The sequence below is a fragment of the Micromonospora sp. NPDC000668 genome (assembly GCF_042897975.1).
Classification (GTDB): Bacteria; Actinomycetota; Actinomycetes; order Mycobacteriales; family Micromonosporaceae; genus Micromonospora.
In genome coordinates this window covers 1040644-1061774 of record NZ_JBIAYP010000001.1, presented here as the reverse complement: position 1 = coordinate 1061774, position 21131 = coordinate 1040644, and the positions used below count along the sequence as shown (strand labels likewise).

Here is a 21131-nt window from a genome sequence, read left to right as displayed (position 1 = left end):
CGCACGAACCGGGGGCCGTCGCCGTGTTGTTGGGGGATGTGCGTCAGCTACGGGTGTAGCCACTTCCAGCCGGCGAGGCAATTGCGGGTGTCGAAGATCGCGCCCTTGGGCACGTCGACCTCCATCTACGACGTGGCGTAGCCGCCGCCATCCAAGCCGTACTCCGGCGGCAGGGACCGCCCCACCTGCAGTCGGCCGGGCCTGAGCCTCCGACGCTCCGGCGTCAGTCGCGGACCGACTCGCTCAGCACCCGACCCTGCGCGCCCGACGGCGGCTGAATGCCGAGCAGTGCGGCGATCGTCGAGGCGATGTCGACGTGGTGCGGGTCGACGGGGTGCACACCGGGCAGGACGCCGGCGCCGGAGAGCACCAGCGGGATGTGCAGTTCGGTCGTGGCGCCGTGACGGCCGGCGACGCCGCCCGCCGGGTCGCCGCCGATCGACCAGCCGGGCTCCGGCTCGATGACGAGCTCACCGAAGCGGGGGCTCATGTGCATCGCCTGCTGGGCGGCCTTGTCGAACACCTGGCTCACGTGCGGGGTCGCCTCGAGCGCGGCCTTGATCTTCGCGACCGCCTGCGGGTCGTTCTTCGCGGCGCCGATCAGGTGCAGGCTGCCGATGCCGCCGACGACGATGACGGCGTCGGTGTCGGGCTGCGGCGTCTTGCCGGTCCCGAGGAGTTCGGCCTTGTAGCCGGCCTCGGCGATCGCGTCGATCACCTGCGTGCCGAAGCCCTTGGTGAACGTGGTCATGCCGTGGTCGCCGGTGATGACGAAGGTGGTGCGACCGAAGATGTCGGCGTCCTTGGTGGCCTGCACGATCCGGCCGATCTGGGCGTCGAGATCCGCCAGAGCGCCCGGGATCCGCGGGTCGTGGTCGCCACCCTCGTGCCCGATCGCGTCGAGCGCGTCGCAGTAGACCGCCATGAGGTCGGGGATCTTCGGGGCCGTGACCATGGTGGCGCCGCTCTTGACGGGCTCGCCCTTGATCACCTTCACGATGTCGTCGACGCGACGCGAGCAGTCACCGCCGGGCTGGGTGTAGATGCCCTCCGGGTCGCCGAACGCCGTCCCGTGGTTCTGCACGATGAACCACTGCGACGACATCACGGTGCCGCCCTGGGCGCGGACCGCCTCCGCGATGGTGGGCACCGCGAGATCGCGCTCCTGGCCGCGGGCGGTGTGCGACACCGGGTCGTAGACGTAGGCGGTGTTGAGGTGCCGCTCCGGCCAGGCGCCGGTCGCGATCGAGGACCAGGACGGGTTGGTGATCGACTGCATGACGCCGGTCGACTCGGTGACGCTGCCACGCTTGACGAGCTGGTCGATGTTGGGCGTCGGCACCTCGCCCAGGTAGTCGTAGTCGAAGCCGTCGAGGCCGATGAAGATCACGTGGTCGGCCGCCGGCGCCGCCTGCGCCGGTAGGGAGTCCGGCACGGCGGCGTACGCCGGCAGCGACGTGAGTAGAGGGAGGGCGAGGACCGCGGTGACGCGGCCCAGGCTGCGGAGAGTTCGGATCATGGAGTGCACTGAATCGAGTCGGGTTGGCGCCCCAGTGAGCCCAAGGTGGCGACGTCGTGAACGTGCAACGTGGTTTCGCGTCGTTCATACCTCGTCGCCCGGGAGCTTCGCCGGGCGCCCGGTCGGCAGGCCGCGGGCCTGCTTGGCCGGGCGGGCGCCGGCGGCACGCTCCAGCCGGAGCCGCCCAGCGGATCAAGGACGGTGCGATCCCCGAGCAAGTCGCCGCCGACCTCGGCATCAGCCGCTCCACGCTGTACCGAGAACTCCGCAAACACCGCGAAGGCTCCGCTACCGAAACCATCGTCGAGGAAGGCTGACCAACGGGCAGACCATCATCACTGTTGGTCAGGGATATCCGTTGTTTTGCGGCCATTGCTACGGCGACCCCGAACATGCCGCAGGTGGCGCCCAAACAAGCTAACGATCACTCACCGTCGATCAACCCCGACCCAGCCTGGCGCCCAAAGAACCTGCCCTACTGGTGCCCGATCAAGGTGCCGAATTCACCCGGTCATCGTGGCCGCCCGTCTGGATCCGGCATGCCTCGGCGAGCAGTGCTGAGCGCGTCAGGGACCACTCGGCCTCGGGGATGGCTGGCGTGGCTGCCGGATGCTCGGGCAACGAGGAGATCACCCTGCGGACGAGTGCGCTGGCGATGTGCCGCCGTTCCACCCGGAGTCCTGTGTTGTGGCAGGTCCGGCAGCGTATGAGACCGGCGGCGCACTTGATGGCGCCGAAGCAGTGAGGGCAGCGGTTGAGGTCGGCAAGGATGTCGTCGGTGAGGACGTCGGGCAAGGTGTGGGGACCGGTGCCGCCCTAGCCCCAAGCGAACAGGCCCCGGGCGCCTGCTTCGCTGTCGCGCAGGAGCCGCCGGCTGCCGTCTGGTTCCTCGACCACCACGAGGTATGAGCCATCACGTTCTGGTAGGCCGTGGTAGCGCCGTTCGATGATGTCGGACGCTGCGAGAAGCTTCCGAAGGCTGTCGTGTAGGCCTAGCGCACGCGGCCCCGATAGAACCACCTCACGTCGACCGGTTTCAGCACTTGCCGACCAGTCGATAGACGACCTGTTCGCTGAGCTGCTCGCCGATGCGGCCGCTCCGATCAGGACGCCCATTAGCGCGGGTGGTGCCGTTGCATTATCTGATCGGGAGACGCGTTACGCCCGGGTCGGGTCCGCGGTCAGATCACCCGGGCGAGCTCACTGAAAGCCGAAGCGACTCGAAGCTTGGGCTGACTGTCGAGCCCGAGTTCGTAGTGCCCGCGGCGGAGGTTCTGGATGAACGCGTGTCCGGCGATGATCACTTGTGCGGTTGGGTCGGTCCGGAGCCCACGCATGGGTCGTAATCGGTGCTTGAGCTGGCTGTGATCGGCCTCGATCGGATTGTTCGCGTGCTGCTCGACGTGGTGCCACGCCGAGGGGATCAGGTCGTCGAGCACCGCGGGGTAGACCGGTGCGGCGTCGGTGACGACCTCGCTGGGCGTCACCTTCAGCATCCGCAGCGCACGCCGGAAGAACCGCCGGGCCGCGGCGGCATCACGGCGGGCCGAGACGAGCACGTCGATGACCTGCCCGTGCTGGTCGACCGCGCGGTAGACGTAGCGCCACACGCCGTTGACCCTGACGTAGGTCTCGTCGACGAACCACCGGTCACCTGGTGAGTGGCGAGCGAACCGGGCGGCGCCGGCCAGCAGCGGGTTGAACCGTTGCACCCAGCGGAACACGGTGACGTGGTCAACCTCGGCACCGCGCTCAGCCAGGAGTTCCTCCACGTCCCGGTAGGACAGGTTGTAGCGCAGGTACCAGCGGACCGCGAGGACGATCACCTCCGCGGGAAACCGGAACCCGGCGAACGCCGACTTCGGCCGAGACCAGCGACGACGACGACTCGACCGCTTCACCCGTCAAGCCTGCCTCAGTCCCCGGACACGGGCTACGCAACGGACCCGCCGACGGCGATTTCTGACCCGCCGGTACGTGTGGGTTGATCTCAGGCCCGCCGGCTGGCGCGGTGCCGCCCCGGTCTGCCGAGCGGGGCGGCACCATGCTGTCATGCGGTGATCACTGCTCGGCGTTGCTCGGCCGACCCCACGGCCCGGTGATGGCGAACACGTAGCCAGGGGTCTGGATGTTGGCGTAGAGGATCTTGCCGTCCTCGCTGAACGTCGGGCCGGTGAACTCGCTCGTGTTGAGCTCGTTGCGGCCGATCGGGTAGGCCTTGCCCTCGTCGGTGACGCCGACCAGGTGCGAGAGACCCTCGCCGTCCTCGGCCAGGATCACCCCACCGTACGGGGAGACGGTGATGTTGTCCGGACCATCGTAGTTGGTGTCCTGGTCCGGGTCCGGGTTCACGCCGAAGATGGTCTTCAGCGTGATCGTCTCCGACTTCGGGTCGTAGAACCACACCTGCCCGTCGTGCTCGTTCACGCTGCCGTCGTCGTGCCGGGCGAAGCTGGCGACGAAGTAGGCCCCACCGTCAGACCACCAGGCGCCCTCAAGCTTGTGGCTCCGGGTGACCTGGTCGTCGGTGAACTGCTTGCGCACCGAAACGGCTGTCCCGTTGCGGTCGGGCACCTCGACCCACGTCACGTTGTACCGGGTGCCCGGCTGGGTAGCCTCGGCCAGATCGGCGATGTGCTTGCTGCCCTTGAAGCAGTTCATCGCCTGCAATGTACCGGCGGTGTCGCCGCCCAGGCTGAGCGCGAGCGCCCGCAGCGCGCCCTTGCCACCGCGGAAGCCGGCCGGCGGGGTCCAGCGGAAGTACAGCCCGTTCGGGCCGCCCGCGTCCTCGGTCTCGTAGATCGCGTGGGTGTCCGGGTCGACCGCGACGGCCTCGTGCGCGAACCGGCCGAGGAACTTCAGCGGCACCGGGTTCTTGTTGGCCTCGCGATCGAACGCGTCGACCTCGAAGACGTACCCGTGGTCCTTCTGGAACGCCCCGCCGGCACGCTGCTCGGTCTCCTCGCAGGTCAGCCAGGTGCCCCAGGGGGTAATACCACCGGCGCAGTTCTGCACCGTGCCAGCCACGCTGACGTACTCGCGGACCCGGTTGCCGTCGGAGTCCACCTCGATGTTGGTGGTGCCGCCGCGCGCACCCGGGTCGTAGGTCAGGCCCGGCAGGGCTGGCACGCCGTAGGGCTCGTCGCCGCCGATCTCGTGGTTGTTGACCAGGACGCCGCCGTTCTGGCTGCGAAAGAAGCCGGTGCCGTCGGCGTCGCTCGGGGTCGGCTCGCCCGATTCGAGCAGCGTCACCCCGGCCTGGGCGACGATTTTGTAGGAGAAGCCGGGCGGGAGGGAGAGCAGCTTGGCCGCGTCCGGAACGAGGGCGCCGTAGCCGACCGACCCGCGGGCGGCCTGGGCGGCACCGGAACCGGCGATTGCCTCGATACTGCCGGCGAAGACGATGCCGAGGCCACCCGCCGCGCCGGAGCGCAGCAGGTTGCGACGGGAGATGGAGGAGGTCAAGGGAGAACGTCCTTCCGCTGAAGATCCATACGTACGACCCGACCCAAGTCCTCCGGTGCGAATGCCTCGCAGGTGGCGGTAGACATTTGCGCGAACACGCGGCAAACTCCCAGGTCGGATGCCGCGTCGCGGCTCCACGCGGAAGGCATCGTGGCGTCCTCTCGGCGACGCGGCATTCACGATGCTGATGAGGGCGAGGGCCGTCAGGCGGCGGGTACTGCCGCCTACGCGGCGAGGCGGACATCGACATTCGGTGGGTCCGCAGCCATGTCGACGTTCCCGACCCTACAAGCGGGCGGCGGCTGTTCAGCCGCGCCGTGCTGTCCGCGCTGACGCGGTTGCTGCCCCGCGCACTGCGTGCGCACCGGATCGTCACCCCGGCCACGCTGCTGGCCTGGCACCGCCGCCTGCTAAAGCGGCACTGGACGTATCCGAACCGGCCGGGCCGTCCGCCGGTCAGCGACGAGGTTCGGGATCTCGTCGTGCGGCTGGCTCGGGAGAATCCGGGCTGGGGGCACCGTCGCATTCAGGGTGAACTGGTGGGGCTCGGCCACCGAGTGGGCGCGGGAACGATCCGGCGGGCCGGTGCCGAGCCGGTCGGAGCGGGTCAGTGACGGGGGAGAGGCGGCGCGGGCTCGGCAAGGACGAGCTCGCCGCCCGCGTCGCGCGCGACATCCCGCGCGGAGCCTTCGTGAACCTCGGGATCGGGCTCCCGACCCGGATCAACAACCACCTCTCCCCGGGCAGCGGCATCGTGCTGCACACGGAGAACGGCATGCTGGGCATGGGGCCCGAGGCCCAGGGCGATGCGGTCGACCTCGACCTCCTCAACGCCGGCAAGGTCCGCCGCAACAGTGATCGCTGTATCTCAATGGGCGTTGCGCTCTGCGGCGGCATGCCACCACGCCGGTGGGAATGGCCCGCTAACGGTCGCGGTCGGTTGGCTGGGATGCAACCCGAGGCGGCGGAGAGCAGCAGCCGGGATACGGATGCTCACCCAGCCGTGCCAGTGACCGTCAGCGCCGACGCCGCAGGCCAGATCCCAGCGAATCTCGGCCAGCTCGAGAGGCATCCAATCGATGCCCCGATCACGCAGTCAAGCGCGGACGGCAGCCATCGGCTGCAGACAGCCGGGTGTGTTCTCGTAGGCCACGATGGTGACCCAATCTGCGCTCGGGGCGTTCATGGTCACCATGATGCCTGACCGCCATCAACAAATGGCACCGGCGGCGTGCAGGGGATCATGCTGTCGACCCGTACCCGGCACCACAAGGCGCGTCTGATTCATGACCTGTCGAAACAGATCGCGATGATCCTCGACGGTCGGTGGTGGCGGACTGCGGCCCGGGTGCGCGTCGTATGGGAGTTGGATCGGCTGGTGAAGCGCAGCCAGGATCAGGACGGTGATGAGGAGCCGGTGGGTGAACGGCAGGAGAAGGCGGCAACCGCCAGCTGAGGAGCAGCTCACTGCTGTACGCGGATGCCCACCTGTGAAGCCCTTCGGTGTGTGTGGCGGGTCCCAGCGGGTAATGGTCCCCGGCACGCCAGCCGTCGACACAGCGACTAGGAGCGAGCGATGGGCACACGACACGCCTCGGCCGATGACCTCGCTTCCGTCGGCTTCTCGGTCCTGCGCTCCGCACTGGCGACGAACATCTTGTGGATCGGTGCGCTCAAATTCAAGCAGTACGAGGTCGAAAACGACGAGCCCCTGGTCACCTCGAGTCCGCTGTTCTCGCGGTTTCGAGAGAAGCTGGGCGCACAAAAGCTCAACCGACTCATCGGGGTCACGGAGATCACCGTGGGCTCTCTGATCGCCGCGAAGCCGTTTGCGCCCAAAGCGTCGGCGATCGGTAGCTTCGGGGCGGCGGGGATGTTCCTCACCACGCTCAGTTTCCTGGCTACGGCGCCCGGGACTCGGCAGGAAGGGCAGGGGATGTTCAGCCTTTCTCAGCTGGGGCAATTCCTGTTGAAGGACACAGTGCTCCTCGGTGCCGCTCTCCTGACAGCTGCCGAGTCGCTGCGCGTCGCGCGTCGCCGATAATGCCCGGCAGTGCGCTCGGAGCGCTGGACGCGTACGACAATGACAGCGCCTGGGCCGACGCAGGGCAGCGAGAAGGCAGCAGCACCGCGCTCCCGGTCGGCTGTGTCAGCCACACTGTTACGTGCCCCGCCGCTGGACGTCCCCTCGAAGCCGGCGAGTTTCGGCACCGGGTTGTAGACGCCCGCCGGGCACGGCAGCGCGTCAGCGGTGCGCTGCAGGAACGACGCCAGCGCGGCCGGCTGCATATTCGGGTGCGCCGAAAGCGCGAGCGCCGCGACACCGGCCGCGTGCGGGCCGGACATCGACGTGCCCTGCTTGTAGCCCCAGCCGTTGGTCTTCGTCACGGTGTTGAAGGTGGTTGACAAGATGGCGTCGGGCAGCGTCGAGGGCGAACCGCCGGTGCGGAATCGCGTGTCCCCACCGGGAGCGGTCACTACGCCCGGCGCCTCAGCCGGCAGGTCGACGCAGGCACCCGTGATGGTGCGTTCCTCGACCGGGAAGCTGCCGTCGTTGGGGCTTCCGCTGTCGATGAACTTGTGCTGCAGGTCGACGTTGGAGTTGCCCGCGGAGGCGATGTTCAGCGCGCCCTTGTTCTGCGAGTAGCGGATCGCCCGCTGCACGGCCTGCCACACCGGGCGCTGGCGCGCGTCGTTGCGGCAGTTGAACTCCCAGGGGTCGATGAAGTAGCTGTTGTTGGTGATCTGCATGCCGTGCTCGGCGGCCCAGATGAAGCCGCACACCGCCGCCTCGGGGTAGATGAAGCCGTCGTCGTTAACGACCTTCACCGAGGCGACCTTCACGCCGGGCGCCACGCCGGCGACACCGACACCGTTGATCGCGGCGGCGATCGTGCCGGCGACGTGGGTGCGATGGTCCGATGTGGTGGGATTCCACGCGGCCTCAGCCGTGTCGATCATGCCGCCGAGGCAGGAAGTGCTCTTGTCCTTCGCAATCTGCGTGGCCAGATCAGGGTGGGTGCTGGAGATGCCGCTGTCGAGCACGCCCACGACCACGTTGGGGCTTCCGGTGGTCACTGCGTGCGCCTCGGGCAGGTGGATCTGCGGCATGTCCCATTGCAGGCCCCACAGTGGCTCGCCGGTCGGGTTGCCCGTCGCCGCCTGGGCCGTCGCGTCCACTGTCTCGAGAGTGCCGCCGTCGTCGAGCTGGGTGCCGAGGCCGGTGGTGGAGGCGACGGACTCCACGCCTGCAAGGATTTCCACTTCCTCGCGGAGGCCCTCGGCCAGAAGATGCCCCGGCTCCGGCCGTGGGACGAACTCACCGAGGGCCTCTTCACCGCGGCCAACGGCTTGGCCGCAGGTCAGGTAGACCTGCGTCGGTGCAGGGAGGCCCGGATGCCCAGGTCTAGGGAAGATCCACAATCATGTCCGCGGTAGCGACAGCGACCTCACCGTCGTACTCGTCGCGGGCCGCGGCTCGGGCGGTGGCATGGTCCGTACCCGGCCGCAGATGCGTCAGGAGCAGGCGTCCGGCGCCGGCCGCCGCAGCCTGCCGACCCGCGTGAAGCGCGCTCGACTGGTAACCCTTCGAGTCCTCCGGCACCTCGTGCACGTAGGTTGCCTCGGCCACGAGCAGGTCAGCGCCGCGGGCCAGGTCGACCACGTCGGAACTCGGGCCGCTGTCACCGGTGTACGTGAGCACTCGGCCGCCGGCGGCCAGCCGCACGCCGGCGTTTGGCACCCAGTGCGGCAGCAGCCGGGTCTGGGCGCGGAACGGGCCGATCTCGAGTTCGCTGCCGGCGGTGAACTCGTGCAGCACGTAGCCGTCGTCCAGCATGCCGGGACGGTCCAGCGCCAACACCGCGTCCAGCGCACGCGGCAGCGCGTACACGGGTAGCGGTGGGGGACGCGCGTCGCGCAGCGTACGTGCCCGCAGCAGGGGATTGAGATCTGCGCAGTGATCGGGATGGCCGTGGCTGATGAACACCGCGTCGACCTGGTCGACGCTGAGGTGTTCCAGCAGCCGCGGCACCGTCGCGTAGCCGACGTCGACGAGCAGCCGGAAGTCGTCATGTTCCACGACGTAGCCGCTGCATGCCTGGCCCGCCTCGGGCCAGACACCACAGCCGCCGAGAACGGTGAGCCGCATCCTGGAGACTGTACCGACCGGCCTGTCACAGCCGAACCACTTTGTGCCACTGCGTCTATCTGAGGGCCCACCCGGAGGTACACCGCGGTGCCGGCCGACTGCCGCATCGGTGTCCGCGGTTGCGCTCAGCGTCGTCTGGCAGCCGCAGGCCGAGCCACCGGCCGTGCGGGTGGAGCCGGACGAAGCGCCGGACAGCCGGCCGGTCCCGTCCGGACCGCCCGCCCGCCCGCTGGCCGAGTTCCTGGTACCAGCGCAACTCGTCCCGGGTACGAGGCGGTCGTCGCCCTCGCCACCGCCGCCCGCGCATTGGACCGGCTGGTCAGCGCCCGACCCGACGCGGCCGACCCGCGGTCGAACCGGCGCTCATCCAGGGCGCGCCGATGGTGGCCGAGGCGCTCTCCGGCATCCGCGACGCCCCGGTACGGCCGTCGGCGGACCGGTACGTATGGCTGTTCGCCGGCCTCGACGCGGAGTACCTGGCCGCCGCGCGAGAGGCCTGCTGGCGGATCCTCGAGGCCTGAGCTGGCCGTCAGCGTACGGCGAGGATCGTCACCAGCGCGGCGGCAAGCGGGAGGTGTAACAGCCTGGAGGTCGTCGTGATGATCGTCAAACTCGACGAAGACCGCGAATATGTGCCAAGACGCGTGTTCGAGGACATTGTCGAATCGGCGCCTGCCGGGGGGCTCAAGGACAGCGGCACCTGGAACCTTCCCGTAACCGCGCGTTGCATATTCGGCCGTCGGCGCGGGTAGAAGGACGTGACTGCGCCGGAGCGGGTAGGGGTGCCCTGTCTGGCCGTAGTCAGGTGAGCGGGAGCCTGTTCCCGGGTTCAGCTCGATCAGTGCTGGGGACCAGGGCAGGATCCGCGGTCGCGGCGGGCGTGAAGCCGGTACGGCGCAAGGCGTACGCCGCGAAACGGATCCGCTGAAACGCCGGCGGCTGACGTTTGGACGGAAGGGCCGGGGTCGTTGCCCTTGGCGGTCGACTGCCTCGAGCGGCTCGGGAGCGGCCGTCCTTCGGACCCCGACCTTCCGCGCGGTGAAGAGTATCGGCGCCCACTGACCCCCGGGCGCCGCTTATGGCAGATTTAATCCGCAAATAAGCCGTCGATTAGCCATACGCACTTGCTCACGGAGGGGGTGCGGGTCGGTCAGTTCGCCGACGTCGATGCCGCCGGGGTCGAGGGCAGCGGGGTGGCGGGCAGGTTGTTCGGCCGGCCGAGGAAGCCGTTGATGAACGACAGCTTGCGCAGCTCGGCGAAGGCCGTGTCCTCCTTGTTGTCACCGGTCCGCCGAGTCACCGAGCTGCGCTCGGTGTCGGCACCGGTCCGGTGGAAGGCGTCCTCGCAGGTCGGCTCCGTCGGCAGCGTGATTCCGGAGTCCTCCAACGCCTGGCGTGCCTTCTCGCCCTGGCGGTAGACCGCGCCGATGGCAGCCGGTCCTGGTTCTGGTCCTGGTCGAGGATGTCGTCGAGTCCGCCGCTGGAGAGCACGGCGCCGCCGAGCAGCAGCACCAGGCAGACAGCGGCGGCGTGACGGCGTCCACTGCTGCGGCGAACTCGCCACGTCGCTCCCACGCCGTGAACAGGTCAACGTCCTCGCTCGGGCGGTCCAGGATGCCGTGGGCCTGCGCGGCGTACCCGCCGGCCAACGCGAACCCGTAGCGGCAGCGACCCGCAGCCCGATCTCCGCCAGGCGGAGGTGAACCAGCCAGCGCCTGGGGCGGCGTGGTCAGCTCAGGGAAGCGTGCCTGCCATAACGCCCGCAGCCGGGCCGGGAGCCACAATCTTGGCCACAAGCGCTGCAGCGTCGGACCGTGCAGCCACCGGCACAGGTCCGTGGCCGAATTAGCCTGGTTCAGCACCGTCTGGTATATCAGCTGCAGATCGCCGGCCCGGAGTACCCGTGGGGTGAGAAGGAGTTGGCGCCGGGCCGGTGCGTTCGTGGCTGGATCACCTTCCCGGTACCCGCGAAGAAGCGGCCGGTCTTTGTGGAGTACGCGGCAGAGAGCGAGACTGTGCCGCCGCGCTGGCGGGTGAAGTAGCCCGAACAGCAGGAAGCGCCCCCACCGGCCGGAGCTTCGACTACCTGCCGGCCTGACGTAACGCGGCGAGGCGCGGCGACGCAGGTGGACTGGGGCCCCCGGGCGGGCCCGGTCCACCTACGGAAGGAAACGTCCCGCGATGCGTCGCCCTGTTGTGCCGATCATTCTGTTGCTGCTGGTCGTAGGCGGGCTCGCAGCCTGTGGCGCTGCGGAGCCGGCCGGGGCGCGGTGGCAGGCGGCGGCGGCCCCCGCTTCGCCGACGGCCAAGCCGGCGCCGCCACCGCCTCGACCCGCGCCGAAGAACAAGGAGGAGGCGGGCCGGCAGGCGCGGCTCGCGCTCGCGGACCTGTCGACGTTTCGCCAGGAGACTGCGGAGCACACCAGTGAGAACTCCGACGACTGGCGGCTGCGTTCGCTCTGTCGCGACATCCTGCCGTCGGATCGGCTCGCCTCCGCTGGTCGCGAACGCCGCTGGGTGAAGTCGCCGATCTGGATCCGCCAGTACGTCATCGGCTACCTGACCGTGCCCGGCCGCAAGCTGATCGGCGAGCTACGAACGGTGTTGCAGACGTGCCGGTCGTATCGGACGGGCGAAGGCCGGACCGCGACGATCGTGCCATGGACCCCGGCCGGGGTACCGGCGAATCCGGACGTGGTGACCTTCTGCGAGCGCCAGCAGACGGACGACGGCCCTCTCAGCCAGTGCACGATCATGATGGCGCGCGGTTCCTACGTGCTCAACCTGGACGCCTCCGACGGCGACGGGGACCTCAAGAAGTCCCAGGCGATGGTCGCCAAGCTCTATCCCCTCGTCACCGAGGCGTTCGTCAAGGCCACCTGACCAGGCATCCCGCGGCTGTGCCGGTGAGCCGAGCCGTGACGTGTCGCCACCGGGCGGTCGAGGCCACCGCCACGCCACATGGTCACGCCTCCCGCCGCAGCTCGGTCTTCGGAGCGGCGGCCAGCGGCGGGAACACCTGCTGGAAGAACGCGTTGACGGACGGCACCGCCAGCACGCGGGTGATCGCGCCGGCGACGGCGAGGATCGCCGCTAACCACGCCACCCGCTCGACGCCGGCGGCCTTCGCCGCCTCGGGCGCATGATCGCGACCGGCCCGACTCCCAGCGGCCCCAGTGAAACCTGGCGCTCCATCCGCTCCCGCACCTCGGCCGCGTGCTGTTCGGCCACCGCCATGTCGGCGCCAGCCGACGACCGTACCCAGGAAGGTTTCCCGTGGTAGATCCGAGCACCACTACTCAGGCGCGGCATCCGTGGCGGGCGGTGTTGCGCACCATCGTGGCGTACGTCCCGTGGGGCCATCGGCTTACATATCAGGTGTGCTGTGAAAGTGCTTGCTGTGGGTGTCGGGGCCAGCGAGGCGATGAGCATTGATCAACGCGACCGGGCTTCGTACCCTCTCCCGATGGGACATGACGATCTTCCGACTCTTGAACTCGCTTTTCCCGGACCAGAACGTGACCGTGGCGTGGCGGCGATCGTGAGCGGTCAGAAGACCGCGCTCACGGGCCTCCTGGAGATCTATGAGCACGCCGGAGAGGTAGTGCCGCAGACCGGCCAGCGGTTCTCAGTGCTCGATTCCGAGGGTCGTCCGGCCGTCACGATCGAGCTCGTCGACGTACGGGTCGTTCCCATGAAGGAAATTGACGATGATTTCGCGCGAGCCGAGGGGCGCGGCTACTCCGACGTTGCACAGTGGCGGGCAGCCCACGAAGAGTTCTTCCAGGGCGATGGCGTGAGCGAGTTCCTGGGTCGCACCCCCGTCATTGACGATGACACTCTCGTCGTTGCCGAACGATTCCGAGTGGTCAAGCCCGTGTGATCGGTGGCTGGCATCCGGCACGACGAGAGTCCGGGAGGATCAGCTGGACAGGGTGTACCCGCCGCAGGCCGATTGGCTAAGCGATCCTAAGTGTTAGGTTGTCGGCCATGTCATTGCTGCGTCTAGCTCCGGCTGCGGAGTGCAACGGTTCAAGCCGGGCCCACTGGCCGTTCGGAACCATGTATCGCTGATACAAGGCTGGTCAACGGCGGTGCCAGCCGCTCAGCTTGGCCGGGTTGAGCACGATCCAGAGGACGGCGACCCTGGCGTCGGCCGTCTTGATGCCGACCACCGCGATAGCCTGGCCGGAGCGGCGCAGGGCCAGCCCGGCACGGCCGTTGACGGCCTCGATGGTCAGTTCGGCGTCCGGTTGCCCGGCCAGCAGGACCGCGGCCATCTGGGCAACGTCTTCCGCGCCGTGAATGGGACTCATCGCGGCGGGCAGCAGCCCGCCGCCGTCGCACACCGCGATCGCGTCAGCGCCCAGGGCCGCACGGAGGGCGGCGATGTCTCCTAGTCGGCAGGCCTCGGCGAACCTGCGCATGACATTGTCATGCCGATTGAACATGCTGGGACCGGATAGGCGGGTGCGCGGGTGGCTCCACCGGGTCGTCGCCGGTGACGAATGCGCGGCGGGGATCCTGCAGCGAGGCCAGCGAGACGATGTCGCGGCCGAACACCGCGGCGGTCAGCCAGACCGCCAGCACCCGGGTCTTCCGTTCCCAGCTCGGTACGGCGAGGACGTGGTACCCCCGGTGCATCAGCCAGGCCGGCAGCCCCTTGATAACGATGCCCCGGTACTGGAAGATGCCCCGACCGAGGCCCAGCGTGGCGACGGTGCCGAGGCTGCGGTGCACGTACTGCTTCGCCTTCCGCCCGCGGAGGGTGGCCACGATGTTCCTCGCCAGAAGCTTTCCCTGCCGCACGGCGTGCTGGGCGTTCGGCACCGTCACGGCGCCGGGTCGGCTCACGGCAAGGTCCGGAATCGCCGCGTCGTCGCCGGCACCCCAGGCGTCCGGCACTGGTTCGCTCTCGGTGCCGACCCGCAGGTCGGCTCGTACGATCAGCATCCCGCGCCCGTCGATGGGCAGGTCGGTGTGGCTGCGCACCATCGGATTGGCGGCGTTGCCGACGGTCCACACGATCAGATCGGAGTCGAACTCCTCCCCGGTCGACAGCACCACGTGACCGTCGCGCGCAGAGATCAATTGGGCATTGAGGTGTATGCGTGCCCCGCGCTTCTCCAGCGACCGCACTACCCATTGCCCGGGTCCGTCGGAGACCTCCGGAAGGATCCGGTCCCGGGCCTCCACCAGGTGGAACTGCAGCTCGGCAGGGTTCAGCTCGGGGTACGCCCGCATCAGCGACGTCGCCAGGGACAGCAGTTCACCGAAGCCCTCGACGCCGGAGAACCCACCGCCCACGAACGTCACGGTGAGCAGCCGCCGGCGCAGCGGCCCCGGCTCGAGCGTCGAGGCCCTGTCGAAGGCGGTCAGCAGCCGATCCCGGATCGCCACCGCCTCCTCGACGTGCTTCATACCGATCGCCTGCTCCGCTACGCCGGGAATGGCCAGCTTGCGGGTCACCGCGCCGGCGGTGACGACGATGATGTCGTAGCCGAGCGCGAACTCCGGACCCTCGGCCGGCTGTACAGTAGCCGTCCGGTGTGCATGGTCGACCGCGACGACCGTACCCGAAATGAGCGTGGCCCGGCGTAGGTGCCGGCGCAGCGACACCGCGGCGTGTCGCGCCTCGACCGATCCGGCCAGCACCTCGGGGAGAAACGGCTGATACGTCATGTACGGGCGCGGATCGACCACGACGACCCGTGCCTCGTCCCGCCGAAGCTTCTCCTCCAGCTTCCAGGCCGTGTAGAAGCCGGCGTAGCCGCCGCCGACCACCAGAATCGTTTGCACGGTGTCCTCCGTTCCTCTCGCCGTCGCCAGCTATGACCGGATAGCACGCTGGTTTGTGACGTCGGCGGATCAGGCCGGTCCGGACACCGCTGCGGTCTTCGCGGGGTTCGTCATCCACAGTACGTGACTGATGCCGTCGGTCGAGGCGCTGACCGTGAGCACGTACACGTTGCCGTCGCGCCGCAGCACGGCGGACGTCTGGCCGTTCGTGTTCGCCCACTGCACGTCGACGCCGTCCCAGAACCAGGTGATCGCGTTCAGGTACTTCGCCACGCGCACCACTCCCACCAGCGGCCGCCGGGCGACGCCCACCCAATGCGCCGTTGCCGTCGGACAGGCTGGTCACGTTCGCCGCGAAGAGCCGCTCCAACGCTGCCCTTGCCGAAAACCCCATCCGCACAGGTCATCGCATCAGGCGGCATGTTGGTACTTGTGGAGGACGCCGCTGAGCTGACCACGTCAGCGTATGTCGATATGGTTGATCCTGTCTGGATCGGCGATCGGCGCGGGTAGCGAGCGGAGTGCCAGAAGTTCGGTTCCAACGGCGCCCCGGCTGCGCGTGCGGCGGGGCTGATCGTCGGCCCGGGGCTTGGTCGGGTACGGTACCGCCCGAGCTTCGCTTCGCACTCGGCGACGGCGACGCGACGCCGCCGGGCGGGAGCCAGTCAGTCGCCGAATCCGCCAAGTAGACCTGGACGGCTCACGGCCCCCGCTGGGACGCGGCGACGAGGACAAGGCTCCACGACTCGCGTACGGCGCGAACAAATGTGAGTTAACGCTCCGGTGGGAAGCGGCCAAATGTACGTGGCGCACCGGGATGCAGCTCGTGGGGCGTGGCCTACTTGGTACATTGCCAGCAGAGAAGCAGGATCAGCGCGTGGCAGCGCGGTCTACGGCGACTGACGGGCGTTCAGTGCGCTGGTGACCGGTTCGGGTGGTTCAGCCTGCTGGTGTCGTCGGTGAGAACGGAAGCTTGACCACGGCTCAGGGCTGGAAGTTGGTTCAGCGTGAGCAGTCCGATCTGCGCGAGGACCGATGCCTGGTCCGTCTCTGCGCCAGGAACGTCAACGGCAGTGGCAGGGCCGGGTTGCCCGGTAGGACACTGTCACCAGTTGGCAAGGGGGTCGCAGCGTGTACCTGGATCCCGAGCTGGCAGCAGCCCTGCCCACGCTGCCGGACCTGCACATCCACGACCTCGCCGGGGCCCGCGCCCGGATGCGGGAGCTCGCTGCGGGCGCGCAACGGCCCCCACGGGGCGAGGTCATCGTTGCCGACCACGAGGTGCTTGGTATGGATGGCAACTGCGTGCCAGTCAGGGTCTGCACGCCGCCCAACGTCACTGGCCCACTTCCCGCTCTGCTCCTGCTGCATGGCGGCGGATTCGTTATGGGCGACCTGGAGACGGTCACCGCACAGGCCATGGACTTGTGCACCCAAGTTCACGCAGTCGTCGTGGGGGTCGGCTACCGGCTGGCCCCTGAGCATCCGTACCCGGCTGCCCTGCATGACTGCGAGGCCGTGTTGCGCTGGATCGCCTCCGAAAACGATGGACTCGGCGTCGATGCCGCACGGATCGGCGTGTACGGCATGAGCGCCGGCGGCGGCCTCGCCGCAGCACTGACGCTGCTCACCCGCGACCGCGGCGGACCACCTCTGTGCTTCCAGCTGCTCGACGCCCCCGAGGTTGATGACCGGCTGGTCACAACCTCGATGCGTACGTTCGGCGACACCCCGCTATGGAACCATGGTGATGCGGTGCTGAGCTGGCGGCACTACCTGGGGGGGCGTGACGGGGTCGTTCCTCCCTACGCGGCACCGGCCCGCGCCGACGATCTCTCCGGCCTCCCCCCGGCGTACGTATCGGTTTACGAGAATGACCCGCTGCGAGACGAGGGCTTGGCCTACGCATCCGGCCTGCTGAATGCCGGCGTGTCGGTTGAGCTGCACCTGTTCCCCGGCACCTTCCACCGATCGGCCACCATCACGGGCGCGGCCGTATCCCGGCGCCAAGCCGCCGAAACAGTCGATGCGCTCCGGCGCGGCCTTAACCCAGTCAGGTAACCGACGCCAATCTCGCCGGCAACGCATTGACCAGGGCCTCCTGCTCGGTGACTACTTCGGCGGGCCCGAAGAGGCCACCAAGCACCTAAAGTTGTGTGAGCCTCAAGGTCTTGCCGATCGTGATCGGCGGTGGGGCAACGGTTCGTGTCGCCCTCGGACACAAACCATTACCCCACGGTGCGCGCTGTGATCGACTGCAGCGCGCACCGTTTGCGTTTCAGGCTGGTAGTTCAGCCGGAGTCCGAGTTGCCGGTAGACCTCGGCCTTGTCGGCGGGATCGGCGTCGCGGAGCACGGCGGCGACGTCGCCGAGCGCTTGGACCAAGCTCCTGATTTCTGCTCGGCTCATCCGTCGCGGGCTGTTGCCCGCGTTCGCGTAGACGTCGGCCTCGGCGCGAGCGCGTTCGGCCTGGGTCTGCGCGATCCATGCGGTGACGACCGCTGGGTCGGCCCCGGCGTCGAGGGCTGCCCGGTAGCGTTCCAGCTTGGCGTCGCATTCGGTGATGATCGTTTTTGGGGCGATGGTCGGAGCGGGTGGGTGCTCCAGGGGCTGGGTGTCGGCCATCGCGGTGATCGTCAGTTCGATGCGCTCGGGTGCGAAGGCGGAGGTAACTGCGGCGCGCACCTGGTCATCCAGTGCCGCACCTGCGCCGATGTGCGCGCGGAGCCGCGGGTCGGCCCGGACTGCGATACGCGGTGAAACCCAGTCAGCGCCGGGACAGGACGAAGGTCACCGGCGTGCACCCGCTTTGCATGCAGGCCCCTGACCACTCGGGCTTTCGACCGTGTTCGCCCCCGGCTGGAATCGAACCACCGGCCCCGGCGCTCGGTCAGCGCCCCGGACGCGGCCAGGGCGATCTGTTCGTCCTCGTCGGCAGCCTCGATGCTGCGCCGCAGCTCGGCACCACTACCAGCGCCTTCACCTTCGAAGGCGACCTCGAGCGGTCCGCCACTACCACTCACCGTGGTGAGCAAGCCCTGCTGCGCCAACGCCTCTTCGGCTCAGCCACCGACGCGGCCTGCGCGATCTGCGGTGAGATCTACCCCGCCCGGTTCCTCCGAGCCGCTCACATCAAACAGCGCTCGGTCTGTAGGGAACAGGAGGCCCGCGACCTCGACCACATCGCCATGCCGGCATGCCTGTTCGGCTGCGACGCCCTCTTCGAGGCCGGATATATCGCCGTTGACTCCACCGGCGACGTGATCGCCACCGACCATCCGGGGCATCCGCCCGGGCTAGTTGAACGGCTGGCACTGCTGGCTGGCCGGAAAGTGGACGCCCACACAACCCGTAGCGCTGCCTACTTCACCTGGCACCGCGAGAACATCTACCACGGCTAACGAGACACTCCATCGACGACCCTCGTGCGTTAGACGACGACTAACGATCTACGCCAGGAGGGGTCGCTGCTGGACCGCTAGCACACCCCTCTGGACTTCTGCAGCTGTCGCTCGAGGACGGTGATCTGGTGGCGCAGCGCCAGGATCCCGACGTCCTTGTCCCGGTCGCTCATCGAAAGCAGCCGCAGTAACGCGAACGCGTTCGTCACACCGAGATAGGCCAGTCGAAGCAGCACAGCCGATCATCATGCCGCGGGTGGGAGAGACAGTCGGGAGAGGAACGGGCTCCTGCGCCCGCCGTTAGGGTCCGCTTACAGCTGGTCCCACCATGCCATTAGGTATTCGGCAAGGGCAGGGTGCAGACCTGTCGGCGTGAGTTGCTGGACCGCGCGTTGATCTGGAACCAGCGCCACCTTTGCCAAGCCCTGCGGGAGTTCGAGCGGTTCTACAACTCCCATGGGCCGCATCAGCGCATCGCGAACGCCCGACCGCTGCACCCCTTGCCTCGGGCGATCACCGATCTAGGCCAGATCGCCCGCCTCGACTTACGTAGGCGTGAACGCCTGGGCGGCATCCTTCACGAGTACGAACATGCCGCGTGACCTGGGCGGACGAGGTTTCCGGCAAGAGCAGGGTCAGGCGGGCCGGGCGCGGGCGTAGACGTCGCCCGAGTTGGCCTCGTGGGGCAGCGCCCGCAGGTACGCCGCCACCTCGCCCGCCGGCCGCCAGCCATCAAGAGCGAACGCCATCTCGTCGCCGAGCGCCACGGTGAACGTGGTGAAGCCCAGCCGGGTGAGCCGGTCCAGGCAGTGCGCGGCCAGGTCCCGTTCGATGGTGGTGAACTCGAAGGACAGCGCTGGCAGAGGACGGCTCAATCCGGCCAGCACGGCGTCCTCGAACCCCTCCACGTCGATCTTCACGAAGCCCGGCACGCCGTGCGCCGCGACCAGGCTGTCGAGTGTGGTTCCGGCCACCTCGATCTCGACGTCCCAGATCTCGTCCTCCCAGCCGCCGGCCCCATCGGCGGCCTGCAGGAAGCCCGCCGACGCCGTGGAGATCGTCGGGTTCGCCGAGTTGACGTGCAGCCGCACCGGCCCGGTACACGCCCCGCACGCCGCCTCCACCACGGTCACCCGGTCGTCGTGCGCGTAGAGGGCGCGCAGGGCCCGGGTGCAGAGCGGTTGCGGCTCGACGGCCACCACGCGGGCGCCCAGCCGCCGGAAGCTGCCGAGCCGGTCGCCCACGTGCGCGCCGACGTCGAAGACCAGGTCCCCTGGGCGGACCAGGGGCGCGTAGAACGCGTCCATCGCCGCCTCGCGGGCCGGGTTGCCGTAGTACGCCTGCAGGGAGCGGCGCAACCCGGACAGGGCCGGGTCCGCCTTGAGTGCCTCCACCGCGCTGAGGTCATCGACCACTGGTCTGACCGTAGTCGCGTCCGGAGCAACGCGAGGGCGATTCGCGTCCATTGCCGGGCAACCCTGGATACCCAGCCTCCTAGGACGGTGTAGACGGGGACCGTAGCCATCGTTTGGCGACGGCTCGGGTCGCCGTTGACGGCCCGCTCGAGTGCGCGACGTCCAGCGACGCTGCGGCCGTAGGCCACCACGGCGATGGCCTCGGCGAGTGCCTGTCGGCCTGTGTCGTCGCGGTCAGGCCCCTTCGCTGCTGTGAGCCACCGGTCCGGCCGGAACGAGCTAATGAGCTTCGTCTGGTGGTTACCGACGTACTCCCAGACGGCGCGGTCAAGGGAAACGTTGACCACCGCCCCCGCCGGAAGCCGCTGGGTCCAGTCGGCGTGCAACTGCCATCGCCAAGTCTTCGGGCTTCGTCTGGCGGCGCATCGTGACACCGACGAAGCGCAGCTTCCGCCGGACGACATCCCAGGGCTCGCGAACCTCGACGATCCAGTCGTTCAAAAGGTCGAACAGCTCGGCAAGCGTCGAGCCTGCGTCGACCACGTCGACGAAGGTGACCGGCCGAGCCCGACGGGCCAAGGCGTAAGGGGGTCACGCCCAGGTCTCTCAGCACTCGACGTGTCACCGCCCGCTGTTCAGCGGCGAGAGCTGGCAAGCGCCAGGTCCGCCGACCCGGATGGGTCGCCGTTGGAAAGAGCGGCAGCCGTAACAGCCGACTGGCGGTGGGGGTGTTCGTCAGGCCCCGTTTGAAGAGGTCGAACATCGGATCCAGCGACCGTGCCTTGGATCGGTCGCTTATCGGACATATTGACCGGAAGGCAGTCGGCAGTTAGCGTCGGCAGGCAATGCGGAACTCGCGAGGATGCTGATCGGTGCGGTGGTAGGGCACTGCACCAGCTCGGCTGGATGGCGGCCGTCGACCGGTCCATCGTTGAGGGTGCGGTCGTAGACGAGCCGGAAGCAGTACGGCAAGGCCCGTCCTCTCCGGTGCGCCGGTTCCGCGAGTCGACGATCGGCGTCCGGCCGTGCACGCGAATCACCAGCGCTATGCCGCCGGCCGGGTCGGATGTCGATCCGCGGATCAGCATGACCTCGACGCCCTTTACCCGTCCGGCAGTGCGGAGGAAAGGATCCGCCCGGTCGGGACGGTAGTACTCGATCATTCGCTGCACGTCGCTCATCTGCAGTCAGGCGTCGTCCCTGATGCGCTCCTTTGCCTGGGCCAGGTCCTTCCAGTCCTGCCAACCACCGCAGCCGGCACTGGGGGCTGCCGGGCTGGCGTTGTTAAGGGGTAGCGGGCTGAGACTCGAATCCCGCCAGCATCGTGCTGAACAGCGTCTCCAGGTTGGTGACCTCTCCGATTCGCCCGAAGAGGTCACCAA

General features: G+C 68.6%; 26 protein-coding genes. 11 read left to right on the top strand and 15 right to left on the bottom strand.

All coding sequences use genetic code 11. The annotated features are described in order from the left end of the window. Positions 1-223 precede the first annotated feature (223 nt). A complete protein-coding gene (locus ACFY29_RS05020) occupies positions 224-1519 on the bottom strand; it encodes an alkaline phosphatase family protein (protein ID WP_386983505.1) in 1296 nt (431 codons plus the stop codon). 56 nt (positions 1520-1575) lie between these two features. Here ACFY29_RS05020 and ACFY29_RS05015 point away from each other — a divergent pair, with 56 nt between their 5' ends. Continuing rightward, a complete protein-coding gene (locus ACFY29_RS05015; RefSeq protein WP_386983503.1) occupies positions 1576-1836 on the top strand; it encodes a helix-turn-helix domain-containing protein in 261 nt (86 codons plus the stop codon). A 172-nt stretch (positions 1837-2008) separates the two neighbouring features. Here ACFY29_RS05015 and ACFY29_RS05010 read toward each other — a convergent pair whose 3' ends face one another. The 3 genes from ACFY29_RS05010 to ACFY29_RS05000 all read right to left on the bottom strand — a co-directional run bounded on the left by ACFY29_RS05010 (position 2009) and on the right by ACFY29_RS05000 (position 4984). Next, positions 2009-2314, bottom strand: coding sequence for a hypothetical protein (locus ACFY29_RS05010; RefSeq protein WP_386983501.1), 306 nt, complete (start codon positions 2312-2314; stop codon positions 2009-2011). 386 nt (positions 2315-2700) lie between these two features. Next, positions 2701-3420: an IS6 family transposase gene (locus ACFY29_RS05005; RefSeq protein WP_386983499.1), complete on the bottom strand. Its 720-nt coding sequence runs from the start codon at positions 3418-3420 to the stop codon at positions 2701-2703. A gap of 160 nt (positions 3421-3580) precedes the next feature. Continuing rightward, positions 3581-4984, bottom strand: coding sequence for an alkaline phosphatase PhoX (locus ACFY29_RS05000; protein ID WP_386983497.1), 1404 nt, complete (start codon positions 4982-4984; stop codon positions 3581-3583). A gap of 317 nt (positions 4985-5301) precedes the next feature. Here ACFY29_RS05000 and ACFY29_RS04995 point away from each other — a divergent pair, with 317 nt between their 5' ends. From ACFY29_RS04995 to ACFY29_RS04980, 4 genes are all read left to right on the top strand, one after another. Next, the gene (locus ACFY29_RS04995; protein ID WP_386983495.1) at positions 5302-5598 is read left to right on the top strand and encodes a helix-turn-helix domain-containing protein; all 297 of its coding nucleotides are present in this window, start codon (positions 5302-5304) and stop codon (positions 5596-5598) included. After that, on the top strand, positions 5595-6188 hold the full coding sequence (locus ACFY29_RS04990) for a CoA-transferase (protein WP_386983493.1): 594 nt from the start codon (positions 5595-5597) through the stop codon (positions 6186-6188). The genes ACFY29_RS04995 and ACFY29_RS04990 overlap by 4 nt, the downstream gene beginning before the upstream one ends. A 39-nt stretch (positions 6189-6227) precedes the next feature. After that, positions 6228-6440 (top strand): hypothetical protein, encoded by a 213-nt coding sequence (locus tag ACFY29_RS04985; protein ID WP_386983491.1) that lies wholly within the window; start codon positions 6228-6230, stop codon positions 6438-6440. A 120-nt stretch (positions 6441-6560) separates the two neighbouring features. Next, a complete protein-coding gene (locus ACFY29_RS04980) occupies positions 6561-7028 on the top strand; it encodes a YkgB family protein (protein ID WP_386983489.1) in 468 nt (155 codons plus the stop codon). Here the strand turns inward: ACFY29_RS04980 and ACFY29_RS04975 are convergent. Together ACFY29_RS04975 and ACFY29_RS04970 are read right to left on the bottom strand one after the other, a co-directional pair. After that, positions 6935-8230: a S8 family serine peptidase gene (locus tag ACFY29_RS04975; protein WP_386983487.1), complete on the bottom strand. Its 1296-nt coding sequence runs from the start codon at positions 8228-8230 to the stop codon at positions 6935-6937. The two genes, ACFY29_RS04980 and ACFY29_RS04975, sit on opposite strands and share 94 nt — an antisense overlap. A gap of 160 nt (positions 8231-8390) precedes the next feature. Continuing rightward, positions 8391-9134 (bottom strand): MBL fold metallo-hydrolase, encoded by a 744-nt coding sequence (locus ACFY29_RS04970; protein ID WP_386983485.1) that lies wholly within the window; start codon positions 9132-9134, stop codon positions 8391-8393. 380 nt (positions 9135-9514) lie between these two features. On the opposite strand from ACFY29_RS04970, the gene ACFY29_RS04965 reads away from it, so the two are divergent. Together ACFY29_RS04965 and ACFY29_RS04960 are read left to right on the top strand one after the other, a co-directional pair. Beyond that, entirely contained in the window at positions 9515-9655 is a 141-nt protein-coding gene (locus ACFY29_RS04965) for a hypothetical protein (protein WP_386983483.1), read from the top strand. Between the two features lie 78 nt (positions 9656-9733). Beyond that, positions 9734-9886 (top strand): hypothetical protein, encoded by a 153-nt coding sequence (locus ACFY29_RS04960; RefSeq protein WP_386983481.1) that lies wholly within the window; start codon positions 9734-9736, stop codon positions 9884-9886. A 398-nt stretch (positions 9887-10284) separates the two neighbouring features. Here ACFY29_RS04960 and ACFY29_RS04955 read toward each other — a convergent pair whose 3' ends face one another. Beyond that, positions 10285-10521 (bottom strand): hypothetical protein, encoded by a 237-nt coding sequence (locus tag ACFY29_RS04955; RefSeq protein WP_386983479.1) that lies wholly within the window; start codon positions 10519-10521, stop codon positions 10285-10287. 794 nt (positions 10522-11315) lie between these two features. On the opposite strand from ACFY29_RS04955, the gene ACFY29_RS04950 reads away from it, so the two are divergent. Next, positions 11316-12017, top strand: a complete 702-nt coding sequence (locus ACFY29_RS04950) for a hypothetical protein (protein ID WP_386983477.1) — start codon at positions 11316-11318, stop codon at positions 12015-12017. Between the two features lie 82 nt (positions 12018-12099). On the opposite strand, the gene ACFY29_RS04945 is transcribed toward ACFY29_RS04950, so the two are convergent. Then, entirely contained in the window at positions 12100-12240 is a 141-nt protein-coding gene (locus ACFY29_RS04945; RefSeq protein ID WP_386983476.1) for a hypothetical protein, read from the bottom strand. A gap of 360 nt (positions 12241-12600) precedes the next feature. Between ACFY29_RS04945 and ACFY29_RS04940 the strand changes: the two genes are divergently transcribed. After that, the gene (locus ACFY29_RS04940) at positions 12601-13017 is read left to right on the top strand and encodes an ASCH domain-containing protein (RefSeq protein WP_386983474.1); all 417 of its coding nucleotides are present in this window, start codon (positions 12601-12603) and stop codon (positions 13015-13017) included. Positions 13018-13219: 202 nt separating this feature from the next. Here the strand turns inward: ACFY29_RS04940 and ACFY29_RS04935 are convergent, their stop codons facing one another. The 3 genes from ACFY29_RS04935 to ACFY29_RS04925 form a co-directional block, all read right to left on the bottom strand. Beyond that, positions 13220-13585 (bottom strand): siderophore-interacting protein, encoded by a 366-nt coding sequence (locus ACFY29_RS04935; RefSeq protein ID WP_386983472.1) that lies wholly within the window; start codon positions 13583-13585, stop codon positions 13220-13222. Then, positions 13569-14933: an NAD(P)/FAD-dependent oxidoreductase gene (locus tag ACFY29_RS04930; protein WP_386983470.1), complete on the bottom strand. Its 1365-nt coding sequence runs from the start codon at positions 14931-14933 to the stop codon at positions 13569-13571. The genes ACFY29_RS04935 and ACFY29_RS04930 overlap by 17 nt, the downstream gene beginning before the upstream one ends. A 69-nt stretch (positions 14934-15002) precedes the next feature. Further along, positions 15003-15206 carry a hypothetical protein gene (locus ACFY29_RS04925; RefSeq protein ID WP_386983468.1) on the bottom strand — a complete coding sequence of 68 codons (204 nt, stop codon included), beginning with the start codon at positions 15204-15206 and terminating at the stop codon, positions 15003-15005. 858 nt (positions 15207-16064) lie between these two features. Between ACFY29_RS04925 and ACFY29_RS04920 the strand changes: the two genes are divergently transcribed. Then, positions 16065-16994, top strand: coding sequence for an alpha/beta hydrolase (locus tag ACFY29_RS04920; protein ID WP_386983466.1), 930 nt, complete (start codon positions 16065-16067; stop codon positions 16992-16994). 102 nt (positions 16995-17096) lie between these two features. Here the strand turns inward: ACFY29_RS04920 and ACFY29_RS04915 are convergent, their stop codons facing one another. Continuing rightward, entirely contained in the window at positions 17097-17618 is a 522-nt protein-coding gene (locus ACFY29_RS04915) for a hypothetical protein (RefSeq protein ID WP_386983464.1), read from the bottom strand. Positions 17619-17746: 128 nt separating this feature from the next. On the opposite strand from ACFY29_RS04915, the gene ACFY29_RS04910 reads away from it, so the two are divergent. Beyond that, positions 17747-18334 (top strand): hypothetical protein, encoded by a 588-nt coding sequence (locus ACFY29_RS04910; protein WP_386983462.1) that lies wholly within the window; start codon positions 17747-17749, stop codon positions 18332-18334. A 77-nt stretch (positions 18335-18411) separates the two neighbouring features. Here ACFY29_RS04910 and ACFY29_RS04905 read toward each other — a convergent pair whose 3' ends face one another. The 3 genes from ACFY29_RS04905 to ACFY29_RS04895 form a co-directional block, all read right to left on the bottom strand. Then, positions 18412-18570, bottom strand: a complete 159-nt coding sequence (locus ACFY29_RS04905) for a hypothetical protein (protein WP_386983460.1) — start codon at positions 18568-18570, stop codon at positions 18412-18414. 399 nt (positions 18571-18969) lie between these two features. Continuing rightward, complete coding sequence (locus ACFY29_RS04900) at positions 18970-19800, bottom strand: FkbM family methyltransferase (RefSeq protein WP_386983458.1); 831 nt, start codon at positions 19798-19800, stop codon at positions 18970-18972. Between the two features lie 276 nt (positions 19801-20076). Continuing rightward, positions 20077-20292, bottom strand: a complete 216-nt coding sequence (locus ACFY29_RS04895; RefSeq protein ID WP_386983456.1) for a hypothetical protein — start codon at positions 20290-20292, stop codon at positions 20077-20079. Positions 20293-21131: the final 839 nt, after the last annotated feature.

Coding starts and splice junctions, on each gene's coding strand:
- ACFY29_RS05020 (WP_386983505.1), bottom strand. CDS start 1,519: ATGATCCGAACTCTCCGCAGCCTGGGCCGCGTCACCGCGGTCCTCGCC.
- ACFY29_RS04985 (WP_386983491.1), top strand. CDS start 6,228: ATGCTGTCGACCCGTACCCGGCACCACAAGGCGCGTCTGATTCATGAC.
- ACFY29_RS04980 (WP_386983489.1), top strand. CDS start 6,561: ATGGGCACACGACACGCCTCGGCCGATGACCTCGCTTCCGTCGGCTTC.
- ACFY29_RS04970 (WP_386983485.1), bottom strand. CDS start 9,134: ATGCGGCTCACCGTTCTCGGCGGCTGTGGTGTCTGGCCCGAGGCGGGC.
- ACFY29_RS04965 (WP_386983483.1), top strand. CDS start 9,515: ATGGTGGCCGAGGCGCTCTCCGGCATCCGCGACGCCCCGGTACGGCCG.
- ACFY29_RS04960 (WP_386983481.1), top strand. CDS start 9,734: ATGATCGTCAAACTCGACGAAGACCGCGAATATGTGCCAAGACGCGTG.
- ACFY29_RS04950 (WP_386983477.1), top strand. CDS start 11,316: ATGCGTCGCCCTGTTGTGCCGATCATTCTGTTGCTGCTGGTCGTAGGC.
- ACFY29_RS04940 (WP_386983474.1), top strand. CDS start 12,601: ATGGGACATGACGATCTTCCGACTCTTGAACTCGCTTTTCCCGGACCA.
- ACFY29_RS04935 (WP_386983472.1), bottom strand. CDS start 13,585: ATGTTCAATCGGCATGACAATGTCATGCGCAGGTTCGCCGAGGCCTGC.
- ACFY29_RS04910 (WP_386983462.1), top strand. CDS start 17,747: ATGCAGGCCCCTGACCACTCGGGCTTTCGACCGTGTTCGCCCCCGGCT.
- ACFY29_RS04900 (WP_386983458.1), bottom strand. CDS start 19,800: ATGGACGCGAATCGCCCTCGCGTTGCTCCGGACGCGACTACGGTCAGA.